This window comes from Brevibacterium sp., assembly GCF_031179145.1.
Lineage (GTDB): Bacteria > Actinomycetota > Actinomycetes > Actinomycetales > Brevibacteriaceae > Brevibacterium.
Window position 1 is genome coordinate 62,226 of record NZ_JAPSIB010000001.1, and the last position, 11,863, is coordinate 74,088.

Here is an 11,863-nt window from a genome sequence, read left to right on the forward strand (position 1 = left end):
ACCCGCGCCGAGGTGGCTGCAGGGTGGATCCGGGATGTGAGTTCCGTCGCCTGCCGCACTGACGGCAGGGGAGCGGCGCAGACGCTAGGCTTGGCTACGCGCGCCACGGCAGCCGGCCGTCGGCGATCTACCCCAAGGAGCAGCACAAGTGGCACAGTCCAAACTCGACGCCGTCATCGCCCTCGCCAAGCGCAGGGGATTCGTCTTCCAAGCCGGAGAGATCTACGGCGGTTCCCGGTCGGCCTGGGATTACGGACCGTTGGGAGTGGAGCTCAAGGACAACATCAAGACCGAGTGGTGGCAGACCTTCGTGCGCGGACGCGAGGACGTCGTCGGACTCGACTCCTCGATCATCCTCCCCAAGCGTGTGTGGGAGGCGTCGGGTCACGTCGAGACATTCGTCGACCCGCTCGTCGAATGCCTCAGCTGCCACAAGCGCCATCGCGAGGACCACCTCATCGAAGCGTACGAGGCGAAGAACAAGAAGGCGCCCGAGAACGGGATGGCCGACGTCGTCTGCCCCGACTGCGGCACCCGCGGTCAGTGGACCGAGCCGCAGCAGTTCTCCGGACTCGTCAAGACCTTCCTCGGCCCCGTCGACTCCGAGGCGGGCCTGCACTACCTGCGCCCCGAGACCGCGCAGGGCATCTTCGTCAACTTCAACAACGTCGTCACCGCGGCGCGCAAGAAGCCGCCGTTCGGCATCGGGCAGATCGGCAAGGCCTTCCGCAACGAGATCACCCCGGGCAACTTCATCTTCCGCACCCGCGAGTTCGAGCAGATGGAGATCGAGTACTTCGTCCATCCCGACGAGGCGGACAGGTTCTACCGGGAATGGGTCGAGGACTGCTGGAACTGGTTCATCGACCTCGGCATCTCCGAGGACAACGTCCGTCGCCTCGACGTTCCGGAAGAGGACCGGGCTCACTACTCCTCCGGCACGATCGACGTCGAATACCGCTTCGGATTCCAGGGTTCGGAATGGGGCGAGCTGATGGGCGTCGCGAACCGGACCGACTACGACCTCGGCACCCACACCGAGTCCTCCGGCGCGAAGCTGCAGTACTTCGATCAGGCCAGCGGCGAACGCTACACCCCCTATGTGATCGAACCGTCCTTCGGACTCACCCGGTCGATGATGGCGTTCCTCGTCGATGCCTACACCGAGGACGAGGCCCCGAACACCAAGGGCGGAACCGACAAGCGCATCGTCCTCAAGCTCGACCCGCGTCTGGCCCCCGTCAAGGCCGCCGTCCTGCCGCTGAGCCGCAACGAGAAGCTCTCCCCGCAGGCGCGTGAGCTCGCGGCTCGACTGCGCAAACGCTGGAACATCGACTTCGACGACGCCGGAGCGATCGGCCGCCGCTACCGCCGCCAGGATGAGATCGGCACGCCCCTGTGCATCACCTTCGACTTCGACTCGCTCGATGACCAGGCCGTGACGATCCGCAAGCGCGACGACATGAGCCAGGAGAGGGTGAGCCTCGACCGCGTCGAGGACTACCTCGCCGCGGCGCTCAGCGGAGCCTGATCCGAACCCGCGCGGAATCGCCTCGGCGAGGGCCTGCCTCTCCGCCGCACCGGTTCCGCGCGGAACCGCCTCGGCGGGAGTGATCGCCTTTTCGCACTCGACAATGGAGCCGACATGCATATGACATTGCACCAGGCGCCCAGGGCCTCGGCCCGGGTGCGACTGATCATGACCGTCTGCCTCGTGCCGCTGTTCGGGCTCACGCTCGTCGGGCTCTTCCTCCTGTGGCCGGGCGGTCCGGACAAGGATCTGCCCGGAGGCGGTCCGACGACGAACTCGGCGGAGGGCGTCTCGGACACCGTTGCGACGGTGACGGCCGTCGACGCCTCGAAGTGCGCCGAGGCGGGGGACGACCCGATGCTGCTCGCCGAGTGCACGACGTTCAAGGCCGAGGCCAACGGCGTCACGGGCAGCCTCTACGTGACTCCCGATGCGATCGAAGCCGGAGTCGGCGTCGGCGACTCCGTCAAGGTCCTCGACTTCACCAAATCGCCGGACCGGGCGGAGACGGGCACCGACTACGTCTTCATCGACTACGATCGCGAAGTCCCGCTGCTGGTGCTGGCGATCCTCTACGCGGTCGTGGTGCTCGCCGTCGCCGGCTTCCGCGGACTCCGGGCGCTGGTCGGCCTCGGTTTCGCTGGGGTCGTGCTGCTCGTCTTCATGCTCCCGGCGATCCTCGACTCGAAGCCCCCGGTCCTCGTCGCCATGGTCTCGGCGAGTGCGATCATGATGATCGCGCTCTATCTGGCCCACGGGATCTCGACGCGGACGACGACCGCACTGTTCGGCACCGTGCTCGGGATCGTCCTCACGGGAGTGCTGGGAGCGTGGATGACGTCCTGGGCGAACCTTGGGATCGCCTACACCGAGGACGGGTTCCTGCTGGCCGACACCACGGACCTGGCAATGGCCGACCTCATTGTCTGCGCGATCCTCATCACCGGCCTCGGCGTGCTCAACGACGTCACCATCACTCAGGCCTCGGCGGTGTGGGAGCTGGCGACGGTCGCGCCCGATCTGCGGGCCAGCCAGCTGTTCGCCCGCGCGATGCGCATCGGAAGCGACCACATCGCCTCGACGGTGTACACGATCACCTTCGCCTACGTCGGGTCGGCGCTGATGACGCTGATCATCGTCTCGGCCTACGACCAGTCGTTCTTCGAGACGCTGACGCTGGGGGAGATGTCGATCGAGGTCGTCAGCATCCTCGTCTGTTCGATCGGGCTGGTCATCGCCATCCCGCTGACGACCGGGCTGGGCGTGCTCGTGGTCCGCTCGGGAGTGCGGCCGCCGCGAGACACACCGCAGACTGCCGACCCGGATGAGGCCGAGCACTTGGCCGTCGCCGCAGCGGCGGGCCTCACCGCGACCGAGACCGCACCGGGGCAGCCCAGGAGTCAGCGTCCCGACGCACCGGGGCAGCCTGCGGGACAGCCGTTGACCCGCAGGGAGCGCCGTCACCGCGAGGAGAACAGCGGACGCTGACGGAATGAGCCATGGTTTCTGCTCGGAGGTTCGCGCTCGGGCGCGAGAACTTATTTCGGCAAGGACTTGTTCCTGCTGATTTCATCCCTTCCTGTCGGATGGGGCGCGGCTGGAACTTCTCATTGCAGAAACGACTTCCGACTGTCGTTCAGGTGGTGCACACGCCGAAGGCGGCTGCACCACCTCAGTGATGCAGCCGCCTTCGTGGCTGTTGTCGGTCGGAGCCGACGCCATGGCCGCAGCCGCAACTGGCGCCATTCAAAGCTGGCGCCATTCGCAGCCAATTCCGAACGGAGTCGAAGCTCAGTTCCCGAACGGGGTCAGAGCTTGGTCCAGGCCTCTTCGAGGACTCCGCGGATGGTCTGCTCCATGAAGTCGAAGTCCTCCTGGCCGACGGTCAGCGGGGGCGAGAGCTGGATGACTGGGTCTCCCCGATCGTCCGCACGGCAGTACAGACCGTTCTCGTACATCTTCGCGGACACGAAGTTCTTGAGGATGCGCTCCGACTCCTCCTCGGTGAAGGACTCCTTGGTGTCGCGATCCTTGACCAGCTCGATGCCGTAGAAGAATCCCTCACCGCGGACGTCGCCGACGATCGGGAGGTCCTTGAGCTTCTCGAGCGTGAACTTGAACGCGGCGGCGTTCTCGTGCACGTGGTCGTTGAGCTTCTCCTTCTCGAAGACGTCGAAGTTCGCCATGGCCGCGGCACAGGCGACGGGGTGTCCACCGAAGGTGTAGCCGTGGTAGTAGGTCTCGTCGCCGCCGGGGCCGAAGGGCTCGAACAGGCGATCGTGGGCGATCATCGCACCGAGCGGAGCATAACCGGAGGTGATGCCCTTGGCGCTGGTGATGATGTCGGGGACGTAGCCGAAGTCGTTGCAGGCGAACATGTCGCCGATACGACCGTAGGCGCAGATCGTCTCGTCCGAGACCATGAGCACGTCGTACTCGTCGCAGATCTCGCGCACACGCTCGAAGTATCCGGGAGGCGGCGGGAAGCAGCCGCCGGAGTTCTGCACAGGCTCGAGGAACACAGCGGCGACCGAGTCGGCGCCCTCGAACTCGATCACTTCGGCGATGCGGTCGGCGGCCCAGCGGCCGAAGACCTTCTCATCGTGGGCGTAGGCCTCGGGCGCACGGTAGAAGTTGGTGTTGGGCACCTTGTGGGCACCGGGGACCAAGGGAGCGAACTGCTCGCGGAGGCCGGGCAGCGAGGTCACGGACAGGGCGCCGTGCGGGGTGCCGTGATAGGCGGTGGCACGGGAGATGATCTTGTGCTTGCCGGGCTTGCCGGTGACCTTGAAGTAGTTCTTGGCGAGCTTCATCGCCGACTCGACCGAGTCGCCGCCGCCGGAGGTGAGGAAGACGCGGTTGAGGTCCTTCGGTGCGTAGCTGGCCAGTCGCTCGGAGACCTCGATGGCCTGCGGGTGGGCGAACGACCACAGAGGCATGAAGGGCAGCTTCAGGGTCTGGTCGTACATCGCCTTGGCGATCTCCTCACGACCGTGCCCGACCTGGACGGTGAAGAGTCCGGCGAGACCGTCGAGGTAGCGCTTGCCCTTGTCGTCGAAGATGTAGTGGCCTTCGCCGCGAGTGATGATCGGCGCCTCGCCGCCCTGGAACAGGGCCTGGTGCGGGCTCATGTGCATCCACACGTTGTTGCGAATGGCATCCTGATAAGGCGTGCCGGCTCTGGTGACATTCTCTGTCATCTGGTCCCCCAATTGTATTTTTGCTTTTCCAGTGAGAGGTACATGAAGAGTTCCGTATCGACGACCGCGTCGATCGATCGGAGTTCCTCGTTGACGAACTCGATCAGGTGTCGATCGGATTCGCAGACGATCTCGACCAGGATGTCGAACGAGCCCGCGGTGACGACGAGATAGTCGATCTCGTCATAGCCGTGGAGTCGGTCAGCCACCTTGGAGATGTCGCCGCGAACCTTCAGTCCCACCATGGCCTGACGGGCGAACCCCAGGCTCAGCGGATCGGTGACCGCGACGATTTCCATCACGCCCGATTCGATGAGCCTGGAGACCCGCTGACGCACGGCGGCCTCCGACAGCCCGACAGTCTTGCCGATGGCGGAGTAGGACTTGCGTCCGTCGTGTTGCAGTTCGACGATGATCGCCTTGGACTTCTCATCGAGGTTGCCCAGGCGGTGCTCGCCGCCGCTTGGCAGCGGTTGGGCCATTCTTCACCTCCGTGATTTGAGTCTCACGCCAATCTATCATCGATTTCGTCGGAATGCGTACTTTTGAGTGCGGAATCAGTCGAATGTGAAAAATCTTGGTTCCGGATCCGTCATCTCTCGGGATGCTTCCGGAGCCCATTGACACTCTGTGATTTCGGTCACCAGACTGGAGCCATGAATGAAGGTGAGCTGTTCTCCACCTCCGCCGAGGCGCGTCCCGAGGTGCAGGGAATGCGGCCCGGAGCGGAACAGGGCCGGGCCGGCAGCGACGTGCGTTCGCGGCCCGAACCCCGGCCCGGCGAGGTGGACACGATCGGTGCGAGGTCGCTGACGTTCTCGCCCGAGGAGTATCTGGGGCGGATCGCGGCGGTGCGCGGGCGCATGCGCGATCAGGGCCTGTCGGCGCTCATCGTCACCGACCCCGCCAACCTCTTCTACCTGACCGGATACAACGCCTGGTCGTTCTACACCCCGCAGCTGCTCTTCGTCCCGTCGGCGGGCCCGCTCACGCTGTTCATGCGCGACATGGACGCGCGCGGGGCGTCCCACACCTCCTGGCTCCCGCCCGAGGACATCGTCGGCTACCCCGAACGCTACGTCCAGCGCCCGCACATCCACCCGTTCGACTGGGTGGCGTTCGCGCTGCGTCAGCGCTGGGAGGTCGCCCGCGCCTCGGCGTCCCCGGTGGGCGTGGAGATGGATTCCCATTTCTTCTCCCCGCGCGCATTTCGGGCGCTGGTCAACGGGGTGCCCGAGTGGCGCCTCGTCGATTCCTTCGAACTCGTCAACTGGATCCGCGCGATCAAGTCCCCGACCGAGATCTCGCTGATGCGCCGGGCCGCCGAGGTGACGACGGCAGCGATGGACGCCGCGCTCGGCACGCTGGGGGTCGGGGTCGGTCAGAACGAGGTGGCCGCCGCGATCGCCGCGGCCCAGGCCCGCGGGAGCGGCGACTCCTGGGGCGACTATCCGGCGATCGTGCCGATGCTGCCCACCGGGGAGAGCGCCGACACCCCGCACCTGACCTGGACGGATCGCAGGTTCCGGGCCGACGAGGCGGTGAGCATCGAACTCGCGGGCGTGTGCCGGCGCTATCACGTGCCACTGGCGCGGACGGCGGTCGTCGGGCAGCCGCGGCAGGAGCTGGTGCGCCTCGAGGCCGTCGTCGCCGAGGCGCTGGCGGCGGTTCTCGACGTCGCCGCTCCCGAGGTGGCGACGGCGGAGCTGGCCCGGACGTGGAACCGGGTGCTGGCGCTGGCAGGACTGGAGAAGCCGAGCCGGCTGGGCTACTCGATCGGCATCGGCTATCCGCCCGACTGGGGAGAGCGGACGATCTCCATCCGCACCGAGGACGAGCAGGTCCTCGAGGCGGGAATGACCTTCCACCTCATCTGCGGCATGTGGATGAACGGCTACGGCTACGAGCTCTCGGAGTCGATCCTCATCACCGACACCGGCTGCGAAGCCTTCACCTCCTTCCCGCGCGAGGTGATCCGCCTCTGAATCGCTGTACCCGCTGCGTCCGATCGCAGGGGGTGACTGACTCAGAGCGTGACCTGGATCCAGAGGCCGATGGCCAGGGTGCTGACCGCGCTGATGATGAGTGCACGTGACTGCACCCAAGCGATGTCGCGTCTCGAGGCGGGGTTGTCCGCATCCGCCAACTGCACAGCCATCACCACCCGTGGGGGAGCGGCGAGGGCCGCGAGCGAGCCGGCCGCATTTCCTGCGGCGACGATGCCCATCGTCGACACCCCTGCCGCCGCCGCGGCGGCGTCGAGGGTTCCGGTGAACATCGAATTGGCTCCCGTGTTGGATCCGGTGAGGATCGAGCCGGCGGTGGTCAGCCACGGAGTTAGGAGGATCAGGCCGGTGGGCAGCAGGGCGCCGATGGAGGTGCTCATGTCGGTGGTCGTCATGATCCAGCCCAAGAGCATGAACGCGGCGGTCGCCGTGCCGATCGGCACCCAGGAACGGGTGGCGGCGAGCGCGATCGCGTGAGAGCCGTCGACCCGCAGGGCGGCGACAGCGCACGCGACCGCGAGCCACACCGGCGGTGAGGCCGTGAGGTGGGTGAGGGTGGAGGGCAGCGCATCCGCGACCGCTCGGGCAGCCAGCAGGCCGAGAGTGAGGACGGCATAGGGAAGGAGCGCGCCGCGCAGCGAAGCGTCGAGGCCGCCGGATCGGGTGCGCACCGCGAAGACCAGCCCCATCACAGCGATGACGATGAGTGAGCCGATGATCCCTGCCGGAGCCATGCCGACCACCGCGTTCGCCCCGAGGATCCCGCCCCACAGCAGTCCCGCCGCGGCGACGGTTCCGAGCAGACCGCCGAGGCGAGGGCGGGTGAGGAGGAGCACGGTGGCGGTGACGACGAGCACGGGGATCAGGTTGATCCACGCCGTGGTCAGGCCGAGGGCGTCGACGTCGAGGCCGGCCAGCGCCGCTGCGACCGTGGTGCCGGGGCCGAGGGCACCCCAGGGGACGGCGTTGAGTCCGAGCAGTCCGAGCAGGGCCGATTGCCGGAGCGTGCACCCGAGGTGGACGAGGATCGGCACTCCGATCGTGACGCCGATGCCGAAGCCGGTGACCGATTCGGCGAACGGCACGATCCCGAACACGACGAGCGCGACTCCGAGCGGGCGACTGGGCGCCAGGGTCTCGACTCGGGCGGAGATCGCCTGCATCGCGCCGCTGGCCTCGAGGAGCCGGGCCAAGATCATGCCGAAGAGCAGGATGAGAGCGACCTCGAGGATCAGGGGGAAGTAGTCGAGGGCAGAGGAGCGCAGCGTCGACCAGGCTGTCGGGAAGGCGAGCAGTGCGACGAGGCCCGCCGCGATGACACCGGCGGTGGCCGCCACCCATGCGCTCTGGCGCAGGAGGAGGAGGAGTGCGAGGGCGAGGAGAAGCGGAGCCAGCGCGAGGGCAGCCATACGACTATGCGTCCTTTGTCAGAAGCGAGTCCATTATTCGAGAATCAACTATAGTGGAAGCATGTCGAACCCAGAAGAACTCGGGGCCAGAGTCTTCGGCGCACGCATCAGGGCCCGCCGGAAGTTCAACGGACTCACGCTCAACGAGCTTGCCGTGCGCGCCGGTATCTCCCGGGCCGCTCTGTCGAAGATCGAGCGCGGCGAACAGGACACCTCGGTGTCGAATGCGATGGCGCTGTCCCGCGCGCTCGGCGTCGATGTCGGCGAGCTCCTGGCCACTCCGGAGGTGGTCGTCACGCCGAGTGCCTCCATCGTCGGACACAGCACCTATGGCGCGGGCACCTGGCGCCGCGATCTTCCGGCTCCGATCGAGAACATGGAGGTCGTCCACTACAGACTCGACCCCCACTGTGAAACCGCCTCATTCAGCGCCCACCGCAGCGGTGCCCGGGAGACGTTCTTCGTCCTCGCCGGAGTGGTGGAGATCGTCACCATCGACCGGACCACGACCCTGCGCGCAGGGGACTGCGCTCAGGCGCCCGGCGACGTCCCGCATCAGCTGTCGAACCCGGGCGACCGTCCCGCCGAGCTGATGCTCATCATCGTCTGAGCGCCCGTGCACGGCGGGGGCGGGCCGGGGTCTTGACGATCCGTCCTCCGCCGGGCACCATGAATCCGGAACACTGTCGAACGAAGGACTCCTCTGACGTGAAGTAGTACCTCATTTCCGCTCATGCGGGTGCCACGGGCCCGCAGCTGCGCCAGAAATGAGGTCACGCATGTCCTTCGCCGTCTCCATCTCCTCTCTCACCTGCCGCCTCGGCGACGACACCGAAGTCTTCACGGATCTCACCGCGACGATCCCCGCCGGACTGGTCGGCCTCGTCGGCGACAACGGAGTGGGCAAATCCACCCTGGCCGCGATCATCGCCGGCAATCCTCCGGCCGCGCCGGCAACCGTGACGGGAACCGTCAGCGGCGCCGAGGGCGCTGTCCACATCGATCAGCTCCTGCCCCACACCGACCAGAGCGTGGCAGCCGCGCTCGGCATCGATTCCCTGAGATCCGCGGTTCTGCGGGCGCTGCGGGGAGAAGCGGGCCCGGACGACTTCGAGACCATCGGCGACGACTGGGACATCGAGGAGCGGGCAGTGGGCGCGCTCGCCGACGTGGGGCTCGAACTCGCGGCCGCCGAGCTCGATCGCCCGGCCCGGACCTTCTCCGGCGGCGAGGCGATGCGGATCGGCCTGGCCCGGGCGGCGCTGGCGGGCGGCCGCTGGCTGATCCTCGACGAGCCCAGCAACAACCTCGACGAGGCGGGGCGTGCGCAGCTGACAGCGCTGCTGCAGTCGCGCAGCTCTCCCACACTCGTGATCTCCCACGATCGTGCCCTCCTCGAGACGATGGAGACGATCGTGGAGATGACCGAGCAGCTGCGCGTCTACGGCGGGAACTTCAGCGCCTATGAGGAGATGGTCGCCGCGGAGGAGGCCGCGAAGCGCCAGGACCTCGTCGACGCCAAGAGGGCTCTGACCGTCGAGAAGCGGCAGCGGATCGAACTTGAGACTAAGCTCGCCCGAGCCGACCGCAAGGCGGCCAAGGACAACGCGAACAAGCGCCGCCCGAAGATCGTGATGAACGGGCTCACCGACTTCGCGCAGAAGAGCGCCGCGAAGAGACGCGGAGACAAAGCGGCGGACGAAGCCCGAGCCCGCACCTCGGTGCAAACGGCCCGGGACGAGCTGCGCCGGGATACGCCCATCTCCATCCACCTGCCCGACACTCTGGTCCATCCCGGCAAACGCGTCCTCGAGGTCGACTGCGGGCCGCGTGAACGGCCCGCCACCGTCGTCGGCCCCGAGAGGATCCGACTGACCGGTCCCAACGGGTCGGGGAAGTCGACGCTGCTGGCCGCGATCGTGCGGGCCGCCACCGAGACGGCCCCCGATTCCGCGCGTGCCCCGGATCCCGGCCTTCCTCCACAGGCTCCCGCCGCGGCTGCCCGTTCGCGGTCGGTCCCGCCTGTGGTGGGCAGACTCTTCCCCGGCCTGCGGATCCGCGTCCCGGTGCCGGTCGCTCACCTCGACCAGCAGTACCGGCTGCCCGGGGGACTGAGCGTGATGGGCGCGGTCCGGCAGCACAACCCGGACCTCGAGCCGCACCGGGTCCACGAGGTGATGGCCGCGATGGGGCTGCGGGCGAGCCGGACCGATCAGCTCTGCGGAACCCTCTCCGGCGGGGAGCGGTTCCGGGTGGCGCTCGCCAGGGCGCTGCTGCAGAACCCGGCACCCCGGCTCCTCGTCCTCGACGAGCCGGGGAACAACCTCGACCTGAACTCGCTCGCCGCCCTGGTCTCCGCCCTCGACGGGTACCGCGGCGCGATGATCGTCGTCACCCACGACGACCGTCTCGCCGCCGACCTGCGGCTGTCGTCGATCTGGGACGTGGGGGAGTTCTCCGCGAGCGGAATGTCCGATTTGGACGGCTTTGGGATAATGGAACGGTGAGTGTCATCAGTCCCAGCCCCGAGTCCGTGTCCCCGGCCGTCGAACCACTGCGCATCGGCCCGATCGAGTTGTCCTCGCCCGTGGTGCTCGCGCCGATGGCGGGCATCACCAACACCGCATTCCGGCGCCTGTGCCGCGAATACGGCGCCGGCCTCTACGTGACCGAGATGGTCACCTCCCGTGCCCTGGTCGAGCGCAGCCCCAAGAGCATGCGCATCATCCACCACGAACCGTACGAGACGCCGCGCTCGGTCCAGCTCTACGGAGTGGACCCGGTGACGGTCTCCGCGGCCGTGCGGATGCTCGTCGAGGAAGACCGGGCCGATCACATCGACCTCAACTTCGGCTGCCCCGTGCCCAAGGTCACCCGGAAGGGAGGCGGCTCGGCGCTGCCGTGGAAGCGGGATCTGTTCGAGGCCATCGTCACCTCGGCGGTGCGTGAGGCCTCTCGCGGCGGGATCCCGCTGACGGTGAAGATGCGCAAGGGCATCGACAAGGACCACCTCACCTACCTCGAGGCCGGCGAGATGGCTCGCAACGCCGGTGTCGCCGCGGTCGCCCTGCACGGGCGCACCACTGCCGATCTCTATTCCGGGCAGGCGGACTGGGACGCGATCGCCCAGCTCAAGGACCACCTCGGCGACACGGTTCCGGTGCTCGGCAACGGCGACATCTTCGCCGCCGAGGACGCCCTGGAGATGATGAGCCGGACCGGCTGCGACGGGGTCGTCATCGGGCGCGGCTGCCAGGGGCGGCCGTGGCTGTTCGGCGATCTCGCGAACGCGCTGAACGGGAGCCCCGAACGTCATCGTCCCGGCCTCGCCGAGGTGGGGCAGGCCGTGCGCAAGCACGGTGAGTACCTCGTCGACTACTACGAGGACGAGTTCTACGGCGTCCGCGACCTGCGCAAGCACATCGCCTGGTATTTCAAGGGCTACCCGGTCGGGGGAGACCTGCGCAGCCGATTGGCCATGGTCTCGTCCCTGGCCGAGCTCGACGAGCTGCTCGCCCAGCTCGACCACGATGCGCCGTACCCGGGGGAGGCGGCAGAGGGATCACGCGGTCGCACGACCCGCCCGAAGAAGCCGCACCTGCCCGATGGGTGGCTGGACAGCCGCGTCTTCGACGCCTCCGGGAAGTCGCTCCTCTCCGAGGCCGAGCTCGACATCTCGGGAGGTTGAGCGTGTCTTCGAACCCGTACCCGCCGGCA

Annotated in this window: 9 protein-coding genes; 6 read left to right on the forward strand and 3 right to left on the reverse strand. The window is 67.5% G+C overall.

Annotation, left to right across the window (positions count from 1 at the left end; all coding sequences use genetic code 11):
* Positions 1–148 precede the first annotated feature (148 nt).
* Positions 149–1,531, forward strand: a complete 1,383-nt coding sequence (locus RIT73_RS00275; RefSeq protein WP_309130049.1) for a glycine--tRNA ligase — start codon at positions 149–151, stop codon at positions 1,529–1,531.
* 114 nt (positions 1,532–1,645) lie between these two features.
* Positions 1,646–3,019, forward strand: coding sequence for a YibE/F family protein (locus tag RIT73_RS00280; RefSeq protein WP_309130050.1), 1,374 nt, complete (start codon positions 1,646–1,648; stop codon positions 3,017–3,019).
* A 320-nt stretch (positions 3,020–3,339) separates the two neighbouring features.
* On the opposite strand, the gene RIT73_RS00285 is transcribed toward RIT73_RS00280, so the two are convergent.
* Positions 3,340–4,731, reverse strand: a complete 1,392-nt coding sequence (locus RIT73_RS00285; protein WP_309130051.1) for an aspartate aminotransferase family protein — start codon at positions 4,729–4,731, stop codon at positions 3,340–3,342.
* Positions 4,728–5,213, reverse strand: coding sequence for an Lrp/AsnC family transcriptional regulator (locus tag RIT73_RS00290; protein ID WP_309130052.1), 486 nt, complete (start codon positions 5,211–5,213; stop codon positions 4,728–4,730). The genes RIT73_RS00285 and RIT73_RS00290 overlap by 4 nt, the downstream gene beginning before the upstream one ends.
* A gap of 174 nt (positions 5,214–5,387) precedes the next feature.
* On the opposite strand from RIT73_RS00290, the gene RIT73_RS00295 reads away from it, so the two are divergent.
* Positions 5,388–6,716 carry a M24 family metallopeptidase gene (locus RIT73_RS00295; RefSeq protein ID WP_309130053.1) on the forward strand — a complete coding sequence of 443 codons (1,329 nt, stop codon included), beginning with the start codon at positions 5,388–5,390 and terminating at the stop codon, positions 6,714–6,716.
* Positions 6,717–6,757: 41 nt separating this feature from the next.
* Here the strand turns inward: RIT73_RS00295 and RIT73_RS00300 are convergent, their stop codons facing one another.
* Complete coding sequence (locus tag RIT73_RS00300; protein ID WP_309130054.1) at positions 6,758–8,146, reverse strand: L-lactate permease; 1,389 nt, start codon at positions 8,144–8,146, stop codon at positions 6,758–6,760.
* A 61-nt stretch (positions 8,147–8,207) separates the two neighbouring features.
* Between RIT73_RS00300 and RIT73_RS00305 the strand changes: the two genes are divergently transcribed.
* From RIT73_RS00305 to dusB, 3 genes are all read left to right on the forward strand, one after another.
* Positions 8,208–8,756 carry an XRE family transcriptional regulator gene (locus RIT73_RS00305; RefSeq protein ID WP_309130055.1) on the forward strand — a complete coding sequence of 183 codons (549 nt, stop codon included), beginning with the start codon at positions 8,208–8,210 and terminating at the stop codon, positions 8,754–8,756.
* Between the two features lie 169 nt (positions 8,757–8,925).
* Positions 8,926–10,653, forward strand: coding sequence for an ATP-binding cassette domain-containing protein (locus tag RIT73_RS00310; protein WP_309130056.1), 1,728 nt, complete (start codon positions 8,926–8,928; stop codon positions 10,651–10,653).
* Positions 10,650–11,834, forward strand: a complete 1,185-nt coding sequence (gene dusB, locus RIT73_RS00315; RefSeq protein WP_309130057.1) for a tRNA dihydrouridine synthase DusB — start codon at positions 10,650–10,652, stop codon at positions 11,832–11,834. The genes RIT73_RS00310 and dusB overlap by 4 nt, the downstream gene beginning before the upstream one ends.
* Positions 11,835–11,863 lie beyond the last annotated feature (29 nt).

Bases quoted from the DNA above. Each gene is read 5' to 3' on its own strand.
- RIT73_RS00280 (WP_309130050.1), top strand. From the start codon at position 1,646: ATGCATATGACATTGCACCAGGCGCCCAGGGCCTCGGCCCGGGTGCGA.
- RIT73_RS00285 (WP_309130051.1), bottom strand. From the start codon at position 4,731: ATGACAGAGAATGTCACCAGAGCCGGCACGCCTTATCAGGATGCCATT.
- RIT73_RS00290 (WP_309130052.1), bottom strand. From the start codon at position 5,213: ATGGCCCAACCGCTGCCAAGCGGCGGCGAGCACCGCCTGGGCAACCTC.
- RIT73_RS00295 (WP_309130053.1), top strand. From the start codon at position 5,388: ATGAATGAAGGTGAGCTGTTCTCCACCTCCGCCGAGGCGCGTCCCGAG.
- RIT73_RS00300 (WP_309130054.1), bottom strand. From the start codon at position 8,146: ATGGCTGCCCTCGCGCTGGCTCCGCTTCTCCTCGCCCTCGCACTCCTC.
- RIT73_RS00305 (WP_309130055.1), top strand. From the start codon at position 8,208: ATGTCGAACCCAGAAGAACTCGGGGCCAGAGTCTTCGGCGCACGCATC.
- RIT73_RS00310 (WP_309130056.1), top strand. From the start codon at position 8,926: ATGTCCTTCGCCGTCTCCATCTCCTCTCTCACCTGCCGCCTCGGCGAC.